This window comes from Pontibacter sp. BAB1700 (genome assembly GCF_000277005.1).
In the GTDB taxonomy this organism is placed as follows: domain Bacteria; phylum Bacteroidota; class Bacteroidia; order Cytophagales; family Hymenobacteraceae; genus Pontibacter; species Pontibacter lucknowensis.
In genome coordinates this window covers 1-19,562 of record NZ_AKIS01000183.1, presented here as the reverse complement: position 1 = coordinate 19,562, position 19,562 = coordinate 1, and the positions used below count along the sequence as shown (strand labels likewise).

The following is a 19,562-nucleotide window of genomic DNA, read 5'->3' as shown; positions in this document are numbered from 1 at the left end:
GTGCTGCGGCACAACGCATGGCCGACCTGATGCAGGAGCCGCTGGGCCAAACGGTAGGCTACTGGGTGCGCATGGAGCATGTCGTGTCTGCACGCACGCGTGTAGAAGTAGTGACTGAGGCATCCTGACGCGTATGCTACAGGAAGACCCAGCGTTGGAAGGAGTAGCCGCTATCCTTTTCGACGAGTTTCATGAGCGCAGCCTTCAGGCCGACCTGGGTCTGGCCCTGGCGCTGGATGCCCAGGCAGTCCTCCGACCCGATCTGCGCATTGTGATCATGAGCGCCACCCTCGATGCGACAGGTATAGGCAAGTGGCTGCAGGCCCTGTTATTCGGAGTGACGGCCGCCTCTACCCTGTCGAAACGCACTACCTCACACCTGTCGAAGTGGCTGCTGCCGGAACCCGTCCTGCGGAGCGCCTGCAACAGCTGGTTCCCAGGGCGATCATAAAAGCGTTGCGGGAAGAGTCTGCCGGCGATATCCTGGTGTTCCTGCCAGGTATGGGCGAAATGCGCAGGGTGGCCGAACAGCTCGAGAACAGATTGCCAGCAGATGTAGAGCTGCACCTTCTGCACGGCGACCTGGCACTAAGCCGACAAATGGCAGCTATTCAGCCCTCCCCTTCCGTCAACAGAAAAATAGTACTCGCTACCAGTATTGCCGAAACCAGTTTAACCATCGAGGGTGTGAAGATCGTGGTGGACGGCGGATATGCGCGTGTGCCCCGTTTTATGCCCCGAACCGGCCTGACCACGTTGGTCACCACGCCAGTCTCCAGGGCAGCTGCCGATCAGCGCCGCGGCCGTGCCGGACGATTGGGACCGGGTGTCTGCTACCGGCTATGGTCTACCGCCGATCAGCTGCAACTGCCCGAACGGCAGGATCCGGAAATATGTGAAGCTGACCTGGCAGGTCTGGCGCTGGAACTTGCCTTGTGGGGTATAAAGGATGCCGCTGCGCTGCAGTGGCTGGACGCGCCTCCCGCTGCAGCCCTGTCCCTGGCACGTGACTTACTCCTGCGCCTGGAAGCGCTGGAGCCAGCAGGCCACGCTACAGCACATGGCAAGGCTATTGCCTCCATGGGACTGACACCCCGATTGGGGCACCTGGTGATCAGGGGACATGAAATGGGTCTGACCGAAACGGCCTGTACCCTGGCTGCCTTGCTCGCGGAGCGGGACATCATCCGGTCGCAACAACCCCATAGCACACCCCAGCCTGATCTGCCCTTGCGACTCGAACTATTAACCGCTAAACGCCCGCCTATACCCGGCTACCAGCGCGATGAAAATGCCATCCGGCGTGTGCAGGAACAGGCTCAGCATTTGAGACAGCGTCTCCGTGCTTCCAAAGGAACGATTGAAGCCCACGCCGCAGGCATACTCACAGCACTGGCTATCCCGACCGGCTGGCACAACGTGAAAGCACTGGCAAAGTACGTCTTATCACAGGCCAGCGCGCTTCGCTTCCCACCGAGTTATTCTCTGAAGCTGATTACTATGGCATCGCCCACCTCGATGCCGGGCAGCATCCGCGCATCCTGTTGGCAGCACCACTCAGCAAAGAAGAAGTGCTTCAGCATTTTGAGACGCAGCTCATACAAACCGAAGAAGTGCGCTGGGACAATGCGACTAACCGTGTAGTAGCACGACGGATTGTAAAACTCGGCGCTTTGGTACTGGAAGAAAAACAACTCACCCAACCTGACCCGGAGCAGATTGCCCAGGCACTGCTACAGGCACTGCAGGATAAGGGCGTAGCACGGCTACCCTGGTCAGAGGAGGCGCTTCGCACCCGCCAGCGCATCACTTTTCTGCAGCAGCTGGCTCCTGACAAATGGCCTGATGTTTCAGACGCAGCCCTGGAAGCGACCATGGAAGATTGGCTGCTACCGCACCTGGCCGGCCTGCGCAACATGGAGCATGTCAACCGACTGGACTTTAATGGCATCCTGCTAGCCATGCTTAGCTGGGAGCAGCAGGAACTTGATAAGCTGGCCCCTACGCATCTACAGGTACCCAGCGGTTCGCGCATCGCACTTGACTATACAGATCCCACAACACCAGTACTGGCTGTCCGCCTGCAGGAGGTATTCGGCCTGCTCGACACTCCACGTATTGCCGCTGGCAAGGTTCCACTGCTCATGCACCTGCTCTCTCCGGCATCAAGACCGGTGCAGGTTACCCGGGACCTGCGCAGTTTCTGGAACGCCGGCTACTTTGAGGTGCGAAAAGACCTTCGTGGACGGTATCCCAAGCACCATTGGCCTGAGGATCCACTGACGGCTATACCTACCCGAAGCATCAAACGGAGAGGTAGTTGAGCAGCGCTAAATAGCAGCCTGATTCCACGCCGAACATACACCAGCATGTTTAAAATATAATATTATCAAGAATATAAAAATTAAAACAAACTGATTCACAACCTTTTAGAACACAGACAACGTACAAATTTATGAAAATCAATTCTGCCATACTTGAAAGCAGATATTGTATCATAATCAGATTTAAAAAAAATAAGACCATGAAAAAGATATTATATGCAGGTTTCGGTTTAATGTTTGGTATGATGGGCTTAGTAGCCTGTGATAACAGTGGAACCGGGACTACAGAAACTGATGGTACTGTTATACATAAAGACTCAGTGGCGTCAGAATATGAAGTAACTGAAACAGTAGTGGAACGTGATACCACCACAAATACCAGAACGGTGGATGTAGACCGTGAGAATAATCCGGATAACAGATAAAAAATAAATTATTTTCGGGTAAACGTAACCCAGCTACAATTGACACCGTATAAAAGAACGGCTAAAAGTTGAAAAGTTAATTGTTACAGACTAATCTTTTCAAATAGAGAACAGCATCTTTACGAAGGTGCTGTTCTTTTTTTTGCCCAATCTGAAAGTATCCCTCTCATCCTGCCGACTGAGTGCATTCATACTTATTGGAGCTTAACCTGGAGGCAGTTATCACCAAATCAAAAATATTTTTAAATACTTTGTAACCTCCCTGCAACTGCTGCCGTATAAATGAATGGCTAAAAGTTGAAAAGTTAATTGTTACAGACTAATCTTTTCAATAGAGAACAGACTCCTGATAAAGGGGTCTGTTCTTGTTTTATACCTACCTCAAAAATAAAAGGGAGCTCGGATCGATTCCGGGCTCCCTTTTTCCATTTACAATTCGAAACTTAAAGCGGGTTCTTCTTCAACTCCGCCTGGAATTTCTTCAGCTGCGGATCAATTGTTTTTTTATCGCCAACGACCACCAGGGTCATGTTTTTAGGCCGCATGTACTTTTGGGCCGTCTGCTGTACCTGCTGTGGGGTAATGGCATGGATGTTCTGCACCTGGTTCTCCAGGAAAGAATCCGGCAAGTCATGTAGCTTGAGGAAATTAAGCTGCGAAACAATGCCCCATGGCGAGGAATTGCGCAACACAAACAAACCGGCTTCATAGTTTTTGATGCCCTCCAGCTCTTCCGGTGCAGGCGCCTCTGTAGCCAGACGGTTGATTTCGTATAGAATTTCACGCAGCGAATTGCCTGTGTGCTCCGTAGTTACATCCGCCACCTGGGCCCAGTCTCCTACCCGATAGCGGGCAGACAGTGAGCTGGAGGGTGAGTAGGTATAGCCTTTGTCTTCGCGGATGTTACGGGTAATACGCGAACCAAACGAGCCACCTAAAAGCGAATTGGTAACACGCAAGGCCATGTAATCGGGGTGCGAAGGATCCACAACCGGCAAACCAAAGACAATGGTGGACTGTGGAGCGCCCGGTCTGTCCATGACGATCATATCGCTCTTCGTAACTGGCTTGGCGACCGTGATTTGTGGTGCAGCCCCTTTTCGCCAATCGCTCAGCTGATTTGTAACAGCCTCTTTCATGGCCCCCTGGTCAAACTTGCCGGCAACGTATACGGTAGTGCGGTCGGCTCCAAACTGCTGCTCGTAAAACTGCTGTACCTGCTCTCTGGTGAAGCCATCAATCATTTCATCTGTCGGGAAATCACGTCCATAGGGATGGTTCGGGTAGAGCGCCCCTCTGAATTTGGATTGGGCGGTGGCACCCGGCTGCTGCCGTAACAGGTTATTCTGGCGCTTGAAGTCATTTTTTATACGGGTCATTTCAGCATCCGGGAATGCCGGATTTTTGAGCAGGTCAGACATGATCTCGACTAGTTGCGGGCCAAATTCTGACAGGGCAGAACCGGATATCCAGGTTTCATTCGGTCCGACACTCACGTATACCGAGCCGCCCAGGCGAGCTACTTCTTCAGCCAACTGCCGTGCGTTTCGTGTTGCGGTGCCTTCCTGCATCAGGTTTCCCACGATGTCGGCCAAGCCGTTCTGCTTCTCCGTTTCGTGCACGTTCCCGACCTGGACCACCATGCTCACGACTACCTTGGGCACGTCGCCGTAAGGCACCATCACGGCAGACAGCCCATTATCCAGTTCGAATTCCTGTTTGGCAGGCAGTTTAAAATCACGCGGCTGGCCTCCTTCCGGCGGAGTTTGTTTCTGGGCCATGGCCATACCTGCCAGCAGGGTCAGGATGGCGCTCAGTGTTATGGTTAATAGCTTTCTATACATGGCGCTTAGCTTTTTGCAAGTGGGTTAACAACTAAAACAGTACGATTGGTTGGGCGCAGGTACTCCTCTATCGTTTTACGAAGGAGCTCAGGTGTCACTTTTCTGAATTCAGATTCCAGGCGGTTGATGCGGGAAGGGTCATCGTCGAACAATGCGAAAGTGGCCAGCAGGTCTGCTTTTCCAAAACCCGAGGAAGCACTTACCTGATCATAGAGAGAGGAGCGCATTTTCACGATCGCCAGGTCAATCAGCTCCTGGTCTATACCCTCCTGCTGCAACTTCTGTATCTCTGCATCGACCACTTTCACGATTTCGTCGGCATTTACATTCTGGTCATGGATCAGGCTGCCCATCCAGAGCATCGGGCCATTGTAGTTGAACATGTTGCCCAGGAAAGCGTTGATGCCGCCATCCACAGAGCTGGCATAGCCCCGCTCCTGCACCAGTGCCTGGTACAGGCGGCTGTCATTGCCCTGCAGCAGAATCTGGTCGAGCAGGCCCATCGCATAATACTCAGGAGAATTGCGCTCAGGCATGTGGTAGGCGAATGCCAAAGCCGGACGGTTAGCCAGCTTATCGTCTTTGGTGAAGCGCTGCTCTTTTTCCTGGCGCGGCTCACTCAGGTCAGGCAGCGAAGGAACATCCCCGGAAGGTATACCGGCGAAGTACTGCTGTATCCAGTGCTTGGCTTCGCTCGTTTCGAAGTCGCCTACAACAACCAGTACCGCATTATTTGGCGAGTAATACGTATCAAAAAAAGATTGCACGTCCTCCAGACTGGCAGCGTCCAGATCCTCGAGGTCACCGTAGAAGTTGTGCGCGTTGTACCAGTTCTTGTTGGCGTACTGCGGCATGTCAAGCCACGGAAAACCACCATAAGGCTGGTTGAGCACGTTCACCTTCACTTCGTTCTTCACCACACCCTGCTGGTTGGTCAGGTTTTCCTGCGTGATGTTGAGCCCTTTCATGCGGTCAGCCTCTGCCCAGAGCATGGTTTCCAACTTATGGGCCGGCACGATTTCAAAGTAGTTGGTGAAGTCAAAACGGGTAGACCCGTTCAGGATGCCGCCGTTTTTCTGTACCAGCTGAATAAATTCCATCTTGCCCAGGTTCTCGGAGCCCTGGAACATCATGTGCTCGAACAGGTGGGCAAAACCTGTGCGGTCCTTGGGCTCGATCCGGAAACCAATATTATAGTAGACCGCAATAGTGGCCAGCGGTGCCGTCTTGTCCTGCGACAGCACCACCTTCAGGCCATTGTCGAGGGTATAGTAGTCAACCGGAATCTGGTAGGCTGAAGCAGGGGCTGTATTCTCCGTAGCTGTGTTGACGTTCTCAGCTGTAGTCGTGGCTGCTTCGGGGGATTGGGTGGTTGTCCGCTGACCGCAGGCACTCAGGCTGAGTACCAGTGCCAGAGCACCCCATTTAACATAGTTTTGCAAAGGTGTGTGGTTCATAATGCACTGCTTTTAAGGTTGAAGATGTGTTAATCCTTAATCCAGAACTTTTACGAAAACAAACTAAAATATATGCTAAAAAATATGTTAAATTTTAAAATACAGGTTTATCTATATAATAAAGGCCTGAGTACTTATGCAGAGTACTCAGGCCTGTTTATTAATAAGTTAAGATGAGGCGCTACTTATTGCGGCAACAATACCTGGTCTATTACGTGAATAATGCCGTTGGACGTAGGTATAGAGGCTAGTATCTTCACACCGTTTACGGTAGGCTGATCACCTTCCAGGCCAAGGTTTACGCGGCCTCCGTTCACCTGACCCAGGCTCATGTCGTTGTCAAAACGCTCAGCAGGTATTACGCCTACGTATACATGGTACTGCAGAATGTTGCGCAGATCCTTGCGGCTCTCTGGTTTCATAAGCCCGTCTACTGTACCGGCAGGTAGTTTATCGAAAGCAGCGTTGGTCGGGGCAAACACAGTGAAAGGACCGGCATTGGTCAGGGCATCCACGAGCCCGGCAGCTTTTACGGCAGCTACCAGGGTGGTATGGTCTTTTGATCCGGCTGCTACCTGCACTACGTTCTGCTGCGACTGGTCATCAGCTACGGCGGACTGGCCGGCTCCATGATCCATAGCTGCATGATCTGTATTAGATTCAGTGGCCGCCACCGCCGTGTCTTGCTCGTTGGCAGAGTTGCAAGAGGTCACCAGACCAAAAGCAATTGCTATCAAGGTTACATGTAAACTTTTCATTTTATTTGAGTGGTTTAGTTTGATGGTGTAATATTCCGTAAATTTCTATCCTTGAAGGATGACTGCGATTAGTTAAAAAGATGATATTCGTTACTATTTGATATGAGAAGTAAAAGCGAACTTCGGGAAACCATCTTCCGTCACCTGGATGGTATTGTAACAGCCCCTACGGCTTTCAGCCTCCACAAACACGGTGTATTAGAATATCTGCAGCAAGAGCAGGAAGCAACTCTGGAAGAGCTGGTGACTAGATTTAAAGCGAACGATGGCTACCTGAATGTGGCACTGCGCGTGCTCTGCTCCCAGGGCTGGCTGTCACAGGACCTCGACAATGCAACAGATCAGGTAACTTACCGCATGACAGACCGCGGCCGACTGGCTATTCCGCTGGTATACCTGTATGAAGACGTCGTGAAGCTGATGCAGCTGTCGGGCAAGTACCACCCGCGCAAATTTGAGAAGGAGCCTTACCAGCTTTGGGCAAAAGTAGCCGACAGGTATAGGGATGGGTATGGACTGACGCTTTCGGACGATGCGGAGGAGCGCAGTGTGCAGGAGCAGGTGCTCAAACACATCGAAGGTTTACTGATGGGACCGACCATCGTACTGCTGGGCATGAACGGGATGTTTCATAAATACTTTATGGAAAGCCGCTTCAGTCCGGAGGAATTTCACGAGAACCATGAGGACTTCCGCAAGATACTGGATCTGTTTGCACACCTGGGCTGGTTCCGCAAAGTGCGCGACCAGTACGAATACACTGAAGAGGGCGTGTTTTTTGCCAAAAGGGGTAGCGCCTATGGTGTGACCGTATCCTACATCCCTACGTTTCGCCACCTCGACGAACTGATCTTTGGCAACCCGAATGTGCTCTGGGACAAGCCGGAAGGCGCACCTGAGCTGCACGTGGACCGCGAAATGAACGTATGGGGCAGCGGTGGTGCCCACGCCACATACTTTAATGTAATCGATGAGATCATCATCGAACTCTTTAACCGGCTATCCATGAACAGCCAAAAGGCATACTGGACATGGGTTGCGGCAACGGCGCCTTTCTGCAGCACATGTTTGATGTGATCGAACGACAGACCGAGCGAGGCAAAGTACTGGACCAATACCCTCTCTTCCTGGTGGGGGCTGACTACAACCAGGCTGCTCTCAAAGTAACGCGGGCCAACCTGATCAAGGCAGACATCTGGGCCAAGGTGATCTGGGGTGACATCGGTCGTCCGGACCTGCTGGCAGATGACCTGCGCGAGAACTACAACATTGACCTGCGCGAACTCCTCAACGTGCGCACCTTCCTGGATCATAACCGGATCTGGGAGCGTCCGGCGCAACGCGATCCGAACCGTCTGAGCCGGTCTACCGGCGCCTTTGCTTACAGAGGCAAGTGGATCAGCAACAATGAGGTGGAGGACAACCTGCTGGAGCACCTCAAAAAGTGGACGCCCTATGTGGATAAGTTCGGTCTGCTGACCATGGAGCTGCATACCATCCCCCCTGCCCTGGCAGCAGCCAACCTGGGTAAAACAGCTGCTACCGCTTACGATGCAACCCACGGGTTCTCAGACCAATACATCGTGGAAGTGGAAGTATTTCATAAAGTGGCAGGTGAAGCTGGTTTGCATCCCGACAAAGGTGCTTTCCGTCGCTTTCCGGACTCCGACATGGCAACCATCAGCATTAACCTGCTGAAGGGTAAAACTCAGTAAGGCTACCCCAATGCTGACTATCCGTAAAGCCGAACTGCGCGACCTCAAAGCCGTCAAAGCCATCGACCAGCTGTTGTTCGGTGCGGACAGTTACCCGCTTTTTGTGCTGCGCCAGTTGTATGACATCACCGGCGACTACCTGCTGGTGGCGGAGACAGGAGGCGAAGTGATAGGCTACATGCTGTCACACCTGGACCAGGCAAAATCACAGGGCTGGCTGCTCTCGCTCGGGGTGCTGCCGGCGCACCGGGGCAAGCGCATCGGCGAAAAGTTGATGGCCGCCTCTATGGCCGCTATGGAAAAACAGGCGCTTCCATCCTATACCTGACCGTGCACCCTGACAATGCAGCTGGCATCAGCATCTATACCCGGCTGGGCTTTGAGGTGCAGGAACAAGTAGCGGGTTATTACCTGGATGAAAGCCCGCGGCTGCTGATGAGCAGGCAGGTGAATCACTAGCCATACCTGCATTCCAGTACAATCCCCATGAGCGGGCCACTAAACTTTAAACGGCCTTTTTGTGTTACAGCTAAACATCGCCATAACATCGGCTTCTCAAAAATAAACTGCATAATTTCGCTAATTAGCCTTATTTTAGGGCATTCAAACGAAGCCTGTCCAAAGGGCATCTGTTTGAGCATTTTAAAACAATCAATCTAACATGAAAAACACAAAAGACACTGCTAATCTGTCACAGACTGTGAAAGAGTCGTCTGTTTGGAAAAACCGCCTGAGACTGTCAGCTTTTCGGAGCGGCAACTTTCTGCGCAGTAGAGGTTTCCGCACAGAATGGTGGTAAACCTGCCAGCCAGGCCAAGTTCATCGACAAGTCGAACATGGACACGAAAGTGAAGCCAGGTGACGACTTCTATACCTACGCCAATGGCGTATGGCTGCGTAACAACCCGGTTCCGGCTAAGGAAACACGCTGGGGAAGCTTCAACCAGCTGCGCGACTTCAACATCATTGCCGTTCGCACGATTCTGAACGAATCTGCTGCTAAAACCAACGCTCCTGCCGGTTCGGTTGAGAAACGTGTAGGTGACTTCTATGCCGCCGCCATGGACAGCGCCGCCATCGATAAGCTAGGCTATACCCCGATCAAAGCTGACCTGGAACGCATCAAAGGTTTGCAGGACATCAACGCTGTGCTGAACGAGGTGGCTTACCTGCGCAGCACCGGTGCCGCTGCTCCAATGTTCGGATTCTACGTGGGCCAGGACCGCAAGAACGTGGAAGTGATGATCCCGCAGCTGAGCCAGGGCGGTACTACCCTGCCTGACCGCGATTACTACCTGAAGAATGATGCCCGCAGCACCCGTATTCAGGATGCCTACAAAACCTACATCACAAAACTCTTCACGCTGACCGGCACAGATCAGGCTACTGCACAGAAAAATGCTGAGACCATCTTCAACATCGAGAAGAAAATGGCTGAGGCGCAGATGGCCCGTGTAGAGATGCGCGACCCGCACAAGACTTATAACAAGTTTGCCGTAGCCGACTTCAGCAAGACTACGCCAAACATGGACTGGAAGCAGCTGATGACGAAGCTGAAAGTGACAGGTGAAGACACGATCCTGGTGAACAATCCGAAGTTCTTTACCGAGCTGAACACCATGCTCACGTCTACTCCGGTTGCTGACTGGCAGACTTACCTGCAGTTCAACGTGCTCAAGTCTGCAGCGCCATACCTGAGCTCTGACTTTGTGGATGCCAACTTCGCATTCACCCAGACATTGTCTGGCCAGAAGGTACAGACACCACGCTGGCAGCGCATGTCACAACTAACAGATGGCACTATAGGTGAGCTACTTGGGCAGCTGTACGTGCAGAAACACTTTAAACCGGAAGCAAAGGCTCGTATGGACGAAATGATCGCTAACCTGATCAAAGCCTACGAGATCCGCATCAAAGGTCTGGACTGGATGTCGCCTGAGACAAAAGAGAAAGCCCTGGCAAAACTCTATACCTTCCGCCCTAAAGTGGGGTATCCTGAGAAATGGAAAACGTACGATGGCCTGGAAGTGAACCGCAATGCCTTCTTCCAGAACGTGCGCAACGCCGGCCAGTGGGGTTATAACGACATGATCAGTCAGTTGGGTAAGCCAGTAGACAGAACCAAGTGGGGCATGACGCCTCCGACTGTGAACGCCTACTACAGCCCGGTGATGAACGAGATCGTGTTCCCGGCAGGTATCCTGCAGTTCCCGTTCTTCGACCCGAACGCGGATGACGCTGTGAACTACGGTGGTATCGGTGCGGTGATTGGACACGAAATCTCCCACGGTTTCGACGACTCCGGTAGCCAGTACGACAAAGACGGTAACCTGCGCAACTGGTGGACGGATGCTGACCGTGCCCGCTTCCAGGAGAAAGCTGACCAGTTGGTGAAGCAGTTCAACGACTACACCGTACAGGACACCATCCACGTGAACGGTAAGCTGACTTTGGGTGAGAACATCGGTGACCTGGGTGGCCTGAGCGCTGCTTACGAAGCCTTTAAAATGACCAAGCAGGGCAAGTCGAACAAGAAGATCGATGGCTTTACGCCAGATCAGCGCTTCTTCCTTTCGTGGGCTCAGGTATGGAGAACCAATATCCTTCCTGAAACAGAAGCTCAGCTTATCCTGACAGACACGCACTCACCAGGCAAGTACCGTACAATCGGTGCCCCTGTGAACATGGACGCCTGGTACAAGGCCTTCAATGTGAAGCCAGGTGATAAGCTCTACATCGCGCCAGAGAACAGAATCAGAATCTGGTAATTAGCGTTAAGCTTATTTTACAAAGCCCTCCCGACAACATTGTCGGGAGGGCTTTGCTGTTTTAAGTAGTTTATACCTATACCTATCAGAGGCGGACAGAGCTGGTAACCAAAGTGATACCCGAGCGTAACCCAAAAGGATAAGCTTATAGCAAGAAGCAAGCTTCCATCCGCAAGTTTACCGCCATGTCACAGCAATTCAGATTGAACATTAATGGTCGTCAGGTTTCTGTCACGGCTGACAAAAACACGCCGCTTCTGTATATCCTTCGGGATGACCTGCAGCTTAACGGACCTAAATACGGCTGTGGCATTGCCCAGTGCGGCTCCTGTATGATACTCGTTAACGGGGAGGCACGAACTTCCTGCGTAATGCCTGTATCTGCTGTCGGAAATGCGAAGATCACAACACTCGAAGGTATAGGCACTGCCGAAAAACCCCATCCACTGCAGCTGGCTTTTCAGGAAGAGCAGGCTGCCCAGTGTGGCTACTGCCTGAACGGTATGGTGGTCACCGCCAAAGCCCTGCTCGACCAACAGGCATCGCCAGGTATAGATGAAATAAAAGAAGGCATGAACAGGGTGCTTTGCCGCTGTGGCACCCATTCCCGCATACTAAAGGCAGTGCAACGCGCAGCCGGAACCAGCAACAAAGGATAACCCCCCCATGAAAGACTCCTTCCAACTTCCCCCTGTTAACCGGCGTTCCTTCCTGAAGCAGTCCGGCCAGCTGCTGATCGGGTTCAGCCTTTTCCCGATGGTCATGTGCAGCCCCGACAATAAGGATGGCGACCAGACAAAGGTTGAGGAACAGCCTGGTCGGGCAGGTGCGGATGACATTGATTCCTGGATCAGGCTACGGGAAGACGGCACTGTGACCGTCATCACCGGCAAGCAGGAACTCGGGCAAGGTATACGCACTGCCCTGATGCAAATGGCGGCAGAAGAGCTGGACGTGCGCATGGATAGAGTGAGTATCATCACAGCGGATACCAGGCAGACACCTGACGAGCGCTACACAGCGGGCAGTCGCTCGATTGAAAGCAGTGGACGGGCCATCAGACAGGCGGCTGCAGAAGCACACATGCGCCTGCTACAATTAGCGGAAGAAAAACTGGGTGTGAAGTCAGAACAACTGTTAGTTACGGATGGAGTAGTACAGGCAAAAGACAACAGCAAGCAAAGCGTCAGCTACTGGGAACTGCTTAGCGGCAAAAAGCTTAGCGGCAAGATAAGTGGCAAAGCCCCATTAAAAAACCCAACCGATTATCAACTGGTCGGGCAGCCTTTACCCCGGCGGGAAATCATTCAAATGGCCACCGGTGGGGAAGTATTTGTCCACGATATGCGCTTACCGGGGATGGTGCACGCCCGCGTACTTCGTCCGCCAGGGTATGGCGCTACCCTACGGGCTATACCTGAACAGCGGGTCTCAAAAATGCCGGGCGTGCTGAAAGTGGTGCGAAATGGCAGTTTTGCTGCCGTAATTGCCACAAAAGAGTACCAGGCAATACAGGCTTTGGAGGCATTGAAGGCTGAAGCCACGTGGGAGTCTGGACCTGCATTGCCTCCACAGGAAGAACTGTTCCAGGCCATGCAAAAGGTACGCGAAGGGCAAGCCGTGGAAGAAAGTGAAAGTATACAAGACAATCTCCAAACAGCCGCCCTCCAACACGAGGCCACCTATACCCGACCCTATCACATGCATGCCTCCATGGGTCCTTCCTGCGCCCTGGCCTTGTGGGAAGAAAACCGACTCACCATCTGGACGCACAGCCAGGGGGTATACCCGCTCCGAAACTCCATCGCAGACATGCTGCAGCTCGACAAAGAGCAGATAGATGTGATCGGGGTGCCGGGCGCAGGGTGCTATGGGCATAACGGCGCTGACGACGTGGCAGCCGATGCCGCCTTGCTGGCACGCAGTCTGTCGGGCTACCCGGTACGGGTACAGTGGATGCGCGAGGACGAGCACTGTTGGGAGCCTTATGGTTCAGCCATGGTCCTGCAGCTAAAGGCCGGACTGGACAAGCTGGGAAAAATTGTCGGTTGGGATACCCAGATCTGGTCAGATTCTCACAGCACCCGTCCGGGCGGTGAAGCCGGCCACTTACTGGCAGCCCAATACCTGGAAGACCCGTTTGAGAAGCCTGGCGGAGGCTACTCAGGCGGCAACCACCGCAATGCGAGTCCGCTCTATGATTTTCCGGATGTTCGGGTTGTATCCCACCCCTTCACAGGTCCATTACGAACCTCAGCATTGCGTGCACTGGGTGCCTACGCCAACATCTTTGCATTAGAGTCATTCATGGACGAAATGGCTGTGCTGGCCAGGCAGGACCCACTGGCTTTTCGGCTGAAGCATCTCAGTGACGAACGTGGCCGCGCAGTGCTGGAAGCTGCTGCAAAAGGAATTGACTGGGATAGCGCTCTAAAGCCGATCACGGATTAGGTATAGCCTTTGCGCAGTACAAGAACGAGGCGGCCTACTTTGCGGTAGCGGCAGTAGTAGCCTACGACAGGAAGTCGCAGGAGCTACAGCTGATCCGACTGGTAGGCGCTATTGATGCCGGGCAGACCATCAACCCGGACGGACTTAAAAACCAGACAGAGGGCGGCATGATACAATCCGCCAGCTGGACGCTTCTGGAACAGATTACCTACGACAACAGCCGCGTAACGAGCCGTAATTGGGACACCTACCCTATTCTGCGGTTCAGGCAGGTGCCGGAAGTAGAAGTCCTGGTACTGGACCGGCCAGAGCTTCCTCCGCTAGGAGCCGGAGAAGCAGCACAGGGACCGACCGCTGCCGCCATCGCCAATGCTATCTACCGCGCGACAGGTAAACGCATGCGCGACCTGCCCATCACCCCGGATAAGATCCTAAGCAATAAGGTATAACGATAGCTGACTTATACCTACACTTCATTTTTAACTGTATTCTGCAGACCTAGTACCTCACTGGTCCAACTGCGTACCTTGCGTAGTAATTCAGCATCCTGTGCCAGTGACTCGCCATAAGAGGGAATCATTTCTTTCAACTTCTTCTGCCATGCTTCGCTCTGCATTTTCTGCGGAAAGCAACGGTCGAGCAGGCTGATCATAATGGAAACAGCCGTAGAGGCACCCGGAGAGGCTCCCAACAGAGCTGCCAGCGAACCATCCGCACCAGCGACTATTTCGGTGCCAAACTCCAGCACACCGCCCCCTTTCGGGCCCTTCTTGATGACCTGTACCCGCTGTCCGGCTACTTCCAGTTTCCAGTCTTCACCGCGGGCCTCGGGGTAATACTGTCGCAAGGCTTCTACCCGTTCATCCGGTGACTGCCGCACCTGGTTGATCAGGTACTGTGTCAGCGGCATGTTCTTCACGCCAGCTGACAGCATCGGATGCAGGTTGTTTACTTTGAGTGAGAGCGGCAGATCAAAGAAAGAGCCGTTTTTCAGGAACTTGGTTGTGAAGCCGGCATAGGGACCAAAAAGCAGTTCCCGCTTACCATTGATAAAGCGTGTATCCAGGTGTGGTACCGACATAGGCGGGGAGCCGACGGAGGCCTTCCCGTATACCTTGGCATGGTGCTGCTCGACCACGTCCGGATTGGTGCACTTGAGCCACTGGCCGCTCACCGGAAATCCACCAAAGCCCTTGCCCTCTGGTATACCTGACTTAAGCAGCAGTGGCAGGGCTCCGCCACCAGCCCCGATAAAGACAAAGTTCGCTCTTACCTTGTGCTTTACCCTTGTCTCACGGTGCCTCACACGCACGCTCCAGCGGTTGTCTGGCCGTTGCTTCAGCTTGCGCACGTCATAGCCAAAGTGTAGTTTAACACCATCCATTTTGCTCAACTGCTCAAACATACAGCGGGTAAGCGCGCCAAAATTAACATCAGTGCCTAGATCCATACGCGTAGCCGCTACTTTCTCCAGCAGGTCGCGTCCCTCCATTACCAGCGGAATCCAGGACTTCAGCTGTTCACAGTCCTCAGTATATTCCATCCCCTCAAACAGATGGCATTTGGTAAGGGCTGCATGTCGCTTACGCAGGAACTCCACATTGGCATCGCCCCACACAAAGCTCATGTGGGGAATACTCCGGATAAAGTTTTCTGGTATCTTAATGTGGTCTTCCTGGATCAGGTATGCCCAGAACTGTCGTGATATTTCAAAGGACTCGGCGATGCTGACAGCTTTGGAAGTATCAATCGTACCATCCGCTTTTTCAGGGGTATAATTTAGTTCACAGAAGGCAGCATGGCCGGTACCGGCATTGTTCCAGGCGTCCGAACTTTCTGCGGCCGCTTCATCCAGCCTCTCGAGCACCGTGATCCGCAGATCGGGTTGCAGCTCTTTTAGCATCATACCCAGCGTGGCGCTCATAATCCCCGCTCCTATCAGTACTATATCTGCCTCCGAAACATCAGGCAGTCCTTGTCCAGTTTTCATAAAAATCAAGCTTATTGTTCAGTAGCTATACTACGTAGTTACCTGTCTTTGGTATGCTATCCGAAAATCATTCTATTTTTTTCAAGTTCCGGACTACTGGCCAAAGTAGAATTCCAGCGGGTGAACGGCAAAAATCTGATGGTGAATGGATGGTGCTTCCTTCTTTGAACGAACCGTTTACAACATTTTATAAATAGCTTGAACTCAAACACTTATATTGCGGTTGGTAAATCATCCCACACAACCATTACGCTACCAAAACCTACTGACAGTACTGCTGTCTTATGAAACAAATGTTAAATATGAGTATCTCCTTTTTGAATTTTCCAACACCTCAGTATGCTGGTAACAGATCACCCTATCCAACCGCTGACCAGCAAGAAACAGACATTCTCTCCGTGCGTTTTTGTCCGCAGCTCAAACTGCTGTGCTGCAAGTGGGAACGCTCTACTACTTCAGCTGAGCTAAGGCAATCTATTCGCCTACTGGCCCGGGCAGTTGCCATCCTCAAGGCAGAACTTCTGCTTGTCGAAATACCGGTGCAATACCACGTGACATCCGAAGACCGGCAGTGGGCTAAAAAATTCATGTGCGATGCACTACAGTATACCTCAATCCGGCGGGTAGCCCGTGTAGTGCCGACACAGGAGCAGAACAACCTGGTGCGGGAAGCAATTCTGACGCTGGGAGAAATGCCCTACGAAGCCAATATGTTTGATGACCGGGAAGAGGGCTTGCGTTGGCTGCTGGGCGATGACTACAAGGCAGTATCAGGTGAAGAATTTATCCGGGTTCCGCTTCACTTCAATTTGAAAATGATACGCTCGGGACTAAAGGACAGAGGCCAGGCCACTGTAGCGGTTGCTCCTGCTCAAAGCGGCAATCTGACCAGCATGCCCGACCCCCTTCCGGATTTGATTACCATTGAAACAGACTTTGTATCGATCATGCTGGACAAGGCGAAAAGCACCATGAACATCCGCTGGAAAAAAACGCCGCAGAGCAGACAGTACCGTTATGGCATGCTCAAGGCAGCCCGCGCATTGATGGAGCACCGATTAGAGCGGCTGCTGCTCAATAACCAGCGGCTGGGTGTGCTCACGCTCGAAGATCAGGGCTGGTTGATTTCAACGGCACAGCAATTGCTCCCCAAACTGAACCTGCGTAAACTGGCGGTGATAACCTCTGCGGATGCCCTGCAGCAAATGAGCAGCGAAAATATAGGCAAGAAACTAAAACAAGCTGCCCTGAACCATCAGGCTCACTATTTCATGGCGGAAGAGGATGCCCTGGAGTGGCTGAGGGTGGACTAAGGACGTTTGATTTGCACAGGCAATGAAACGGTGAAGGTAGTGCCCTCCCCTTCCTTACTTGTTACAGTTACTGTGCCGCCGCTGTTGCTTACAATACGCTTCACTATGTAGAGGCCAATGCCGCTACCCTGCACGTGCATATGCATCCGTTTGAATAACTGGAAAACTCTGTCCTGTCTGCCAGTAGGGATGCCCAGGCCATTGTCCTGCACGCTCAGCAAAAAAAGGTCCTGCTCTATAGCAGTACGGATTTTAATGTGAAGTTGACGTTGCGGAGCGTGGTACTTGATTGCATTGCTCATCAGGTTGAGCAATATGCTTTTAAAGTTTTTTCGGGAAAATAAAATATGCGGAGCCTGCTTGATGTCAACTTCAATCACAGCACCTGTTTTGTCTATTTCGGGCTGAAGCAGCTGCTGTACATCGGCTACCATGTCTGCGACGCTAAGTTCGCTCGCCTCCTGTCCAAAGCTGCGCTGTATGCGGGCTACTTCTGTCAGGTCCTCGATGGTGGCCTTGAAGCGTTCCACTGAACGTCGGATGTGTTCCAGCTCAGGCACCTCTCCCGGTTGCTGACTAAGACTTTCCTCCAAAAGGTTGACCAGGCCTTCTATGTTTAGGATAGGAGATTTGAGATCATGCGAGGCTGTGTACACAAAGGTGTCCAGGTCTTCGTTCACTACCCGGAGTTCTTCATTGAGTTTCTGCAGTTCATCTACATGGGCCAACGTGCGTTGCCGGGCCTGAGTGGCCTCTGTTACATCATTTACGATCGCGATCTTGTAAGGGGAGGAACTCTCGGCATCAATGTCACCGATCGATATCTCCAGAAACTTGCGGCTGTCTCCTTTACCCAACTCAAAAATGCGTTTCTGCTTGCTATGGTAGCCGTCGGAAATAAAATCCTGCAGTGCGTTCCGTTCATTCACAGGAAAATGGTAGGCAAAGGCAATGCCTAGAATTTCCCGGTCGGTGCGGCCCAGCAGGCGCACAATGTAATTATTCACGTTGAGCACCGTACCATCTTTTGCCAGTAGCGCTGCTCCGATCGGTGCCTCATCCAGTACACGGGCCATGTAGTTTACCCGGACTTTCTCCATGTAGTTAGGCGTAAAGGCCGTGATGGAAGAACTGGCGGACCGGATGCGCACATAGCTGCGACGCTGTTCGGTACGTTGCACAGCGTCCTCCACAATCGGAACTAAGCCGGTACCGAGTTCATTTGTAACGGCTTGTATAGTCGGTCCTACAAAGGGAGCAAACTGCAGGGAGTTCTTTACTTTCTGGTGGTTTGCTTTATCATTGATCAGCAGTATAGAAATGGCCTTGTCCCTGGAGAATGACTCCTGAGCGATACGGACCGGGTTGAGGACCTGCTCGCCTACCAGCAGCGTGTCACAAGCTGTCAGATTAGCTTTGTTTCCCAGTATATCTTCTTCCCTGACTGCCTGCAAGGTGATGTCCTCCAGCTCTTCCTGAAAGAGGTGCAGGGTATCTTCGTGCAGTCCTATGTAATAGACACATTTCATCTTGGTCGCCAGTCTTAGCTGTCCAGAATAGGTTGATCGAGCAGCGCCCTTCCAAGCCAGGTATAAAGCAGGTCGGTGGTCGGTGCCATTACGTGGGCGGCACGTGCATCGCGCAGCAGCACATCGAGGCGGGAGTTGTCGCGGTAGGCAATGCCACCGGCCAGTGTCATGGCCTCGTTCACTACATCTACGGCACAGTGCGCTACCTCTGCTTTGGCTGATAATATAGCAGTACAGCCGCAGGGTCACCCTGGTCGGCCAGTTCGGTGGCATGATAGATCAGGCGGCGGGTGCGTTCGATCTTGGCCCACAGCATACCTACACGGTGCTGCAGCAGGGCCAGCTGTGACAGGGACATGCCACTGTGGCGATGCGTACGGTCCATCAGGTGCTGGCGCACATTGTCAAAGGCTGCCTGTGCTATACCCAGGTAAGTGCCCGACATGGCTGTCAGAAAAAATGGGGCCACCACCTGAAACACGTACCAGAGCTGATCACCCCGCTCGCCCAGCAGGTTTTGTACCGGTACCCGCACATCATTCAGCGTCAGGCTGCGGGAAGAATTGCCACGCATGCCCAGACCTTTCCATTCACCGCCCCATTCCAGGCCACTTCGGTCCTTTTCAACCACCACACAGGAAAACTCATGCAAAGTGGCATCAGGTTCTATACCCATTGTAGACACCACATAGGAGTCTGCTTTGCCTCCGTTTGTCACGAACGTTTTGCTGCCGCGAATCAGGTATTCGTCATCAGACTGTAGCAGGAGCTGCGTCTGCGGGAAATAAAAGTGCGATCCGGTGCCGGGCTCGCTCAGGGCCAGTGTGGTCAGGTGCTCACCGGCCGCGATCGGCTGCAAAAACTCATTCCGCTGTTGGTTGGTCGCCTTTGCCGCAATCACCGCCGTGCCAACACAGTGCATCCCATAGCAAAGCGCCGTAGAGGCCGACACAGTGCCAATGGTTTCGCAGGCACGTGCCAATGCGTA

General features: G+C 52.8%; 21 protein-coding genes. 14 read left to right on the top strand and 7 right to left on the bottom strand.

Annotated features, from left to right (window positions below; genetic code table 11):
- Positions 1-133 precede the first annotated feature (133 nt).
- The 4 genes from O71_RS26005 to O71_RS18585 all read left to right on the top strand — a co-directional run bounded on the left by O71_RS26005 (position 134) and on the right by O71_RS18585 (position 2,749).
- Entirely contained in the window at positions 134-451 is a 318-nt protein-coding gene (locus tag O71_RS26005; RefSeq protein ID WP_051017810.1) for a hypothetical protein, read from the top strand.
- A complete protein-coding gene (locus tag O71_RS26000; protein ID WP_071530906.1) occupies positions 388-1,644 on the top strand; it encodes a helicase-related protein in 1,257 nt (418 codons plus the stop codon). The genes O71_RS26005 and O71_RS26000 overlap by 64 nt, the downstream gene beginning before the upstream one ends.
- Positions 1,572-2,324: an ATP-dependent helicase C-terminal domain-containing protein gene (locus O71_RS25995; RefSeq protein WP_237717902.1), complete on the top strand. Its 753-nt coding sequence runs from the start codon at positions 1,572-1,574 to the stop codon at positions 2,322-2,324. Before O71_RS26000 ends, O71_RS25995 begins: the two co-directional genes overlap by 73 nt.
- A gap of 200 nt (positions 2,325-2,524) precedes the next feature.
- Positions 2,525-2,749, top strand: a complete 225-nt coding sequence (locus tag O71_RS18585) for a hypothetical protein (RefSeq protein WP_234986345.1) — start codon at positions 2,525-2,527, stop codon at positions 2,747-2,749.
- Between the two features lie 443 nt (positions 2,750-3,192).
- On the opposite strand, the gene O71_RS18580 is transcribed toward O71_RS18585, so the two are convergent.
- The 3 genes from O71_RS18580 to O71_RS18570 all read right to left on the bottom strand — a co-directional run bounded on the left by O71_RS18580 (position 3,193) and on the right by O71_RS18570 (position 6,808).
- On the bottom strand, positions 3,193-4,593 hold the full coding sequence (locus O71_RS18580; protein ID WP_007660031.1) for a pitrilysin family protein: 1,401 nt from the start codon (positions 4,591-4,593) through the stop codon (positions 3,193-3,195).
- 5 nt (positions 4,594-4,598) lie between these two features.
- The gene (locus tag O71_RS18575; RefSeq protein ID WP_007660029.1) at positions 4,599-6,050 is read right to left on the bottom strand and encodes a pitrilysin family protein; all 1,452 of its coding nucleotides are present in this window, start codon (positions 6,048-6,050) and stop codon (positions 4,599-4,601) included.
- 185 nt (positions 6,051-6,235) lie between these two features.
- The gene (locus O71_RS18570) at positions 6,236-6,808 is read right to left on the bottom strand and encodes a fasciclin domain-containing protein (RefSeq protein ID WP_007660027.1); all 573 of its coding nucleotides are present in this window, start codon (positions 6,806-6,808) and stop codon (positions 6,236-6,238) included.
- A 102-nt stretch (positions 6,809-6,910) separates the two neighbouring features.
- On the opposite strand from O71_RS18570, the gene O71_RS24760 reads away from it, so the two are divergent.
- From O71_RS24760 to O71_RS25990, 9 genes are all read left to right on the top strand, one after another.
- Positions 6,911-7,885 carry a hypothetical protein gene (locus O71_RS24760; RefSeq protein WP_202800245.1) on the top strand — a complete coding sequence of 325 codons (975 nt, stop codon included), beginning with the start codon at positions 6,911-6,913 and terminating at the stop codon, positions 7,883-7,885.
- Positions 7,840-8,523, top strand: coding sequence for a hypothetical protein (locus tag O71_RS24755; RefSeq protein WP_202800244.1), 684 nt, complete (start codon positions 7,840-7,842; stop codon positions 8,521-8,523). Before O71_RS24760 ends, O71_RS24755 begins: the two co-directional genes overlap by 46 nt.
- 10 nt (positions 8,524-8,533) lie before the next feature.
- Positions 8,534-8,851 carry a GNAT family N-acetyltransferase gene (locus O71_RS18560; RefSeq protein WP_007660025.1) on the top strand — a complete coding sequence of 106 codons (318 nt, stop codon included), beginning with the start codon at positions 8,534-8,536 and terminating at the stop codon, positions 8,849-8,851.
- 2 nt (positions 8,852-8,853) lie between these two features.
- Positions 8,854-8,982 (top strand): hypothetical protein, encoded by a 129-nt coding sequence (locus tag O71_RS26715; RefSeq protein ID WP_007660023.1) that lies wholly within the window; start codon positions 8,854-8,856, stop codon positions 8,980-8,982.
- A gap of 202 nt (positions 8,983-9,184) precedes the next feature.
- Positions 9,185-9,322 (top strand): hypothetical protein, encoded by a 138-nt coding sequence (locus O71_RS24070; RefSeq protein WP_155801005.1) that lies wholly within the window; start codon positions 9,185-9,187, stop codon positions 9,320-9,322.
- A gap of 37 nt (positions 9,323-9,359) precedes the next feature.
- On the top strand, positions 9,360-11,291 hold the full coding sequence (locus tag O71_RS18550; RefSeq protein WP_007660021.1) for a M13 family metallopeptidase: 1,932 nt from the start codon (positions 9,360-9,362) through the stop codon (positions 11,289-11,291).
- Between the two features lie 185 nt (positions 11,292-11,476).
- On the top strand, positions 11,477-11,950 hold the full coding sequence (locus O71_RS18545) for a (2Fe-2S)-binding protein (protein ID WP_007660020.1): 474 nt from the start codon (positions 11,477-11,479) through the stop codon (positions 11,948-11,950).
- A gap of 7 nt (positions 11,951-11,957) precedes the next feature.
- Positions 11,958-13,742, top strand: coding sequence for a molybdopterin cofactor-binding domain-containing protein (locus O71_RS18540; RefSeq protein ID WP_007660019.1), 1,785 nt, complete (start codon positions 11,958-11,960; stop codon positions 13,740-13,742).
- 2 nt (positions 13,743-13,744) lie between these two features.
- Complete coding sequence (locus tag O71_RS25990; protein WP_081490536.1) at positions 13,745-14,191, top strand: molybdopterin cofactor-binding domain-containing protein; 447 nt, start codon at positions 13,745-13,747, stop codon at positions 14,189-14,191.
- Positions 14,192-14,208: 17 nt separating this feature from the next.
- Here the strand turns inward: O71_RS25990 and O71_RS18535 are convergent, their stop codons facing one another.
- Positions 14,209-15,732, bottom strand: a complete 1,524-nt coding sequence (locus O71_RS18535) for a malate:quinone oxidoreductase (RefSeq protein WP_007660017.1) — start codon at positions 15,730-15,732, stop codon at positions 14,209-14,211.
- A gap of 302 nt (positions 15,733-16,034) precedes the next feature.
- Between O71_RS18535 and O71_RS18530 the strand changes: the two genes are divergently transcribed.
- The gene (locus O71_RS18530; protein WP_007660016.1) at positions 16,035-17,045 is read left to right on the top strand and encodes a hypothetical protein; all 1,011 of its coding nucleotides are present in this window, start codon (positions 16,035-16,037) and stop codon (positions 17,043-17,045) included.
- Here O71_RS18530 and O71_RS22095 read toward each other — a convergent pair.
- From O71_RS22095 to O71_RS18520, 3 genes are all read right to left on the bottom strand, one after another.
- Entirely contained in the window at positions 17,042-18,574 is a 1,533-nt protein-coding gene (locus tag O71_RS22095; protein ID WP_007660015.1) for an ATP-binding protein, read from the bottom strand. The genes O71_RS18530 and O71_RS22095 overlap by 4 nt on opposite strands.
- A 14-nt stretch (positions 18,575-18,588) precedes the next feature.
- Positions 18,589-18,756, bottom strand: coding sequence for a hypothetical protein (locus O71_RS26710; RefSeq protein WP_202800243.1), 168 nt, complete (start codon positions 18,754-18,756; stop codon positions 18,589-18,591).
- Between the two features lie 20 nt (positions 18,757-18,776).
- Positions 18,777-19,562: acyl-CoA dehydrogenase family protein (locus tag O71_RS18520; protein ID WP_202800242.1), on the bottom strand; the 786-nt coding region annotated here is incomplete at its 5' end.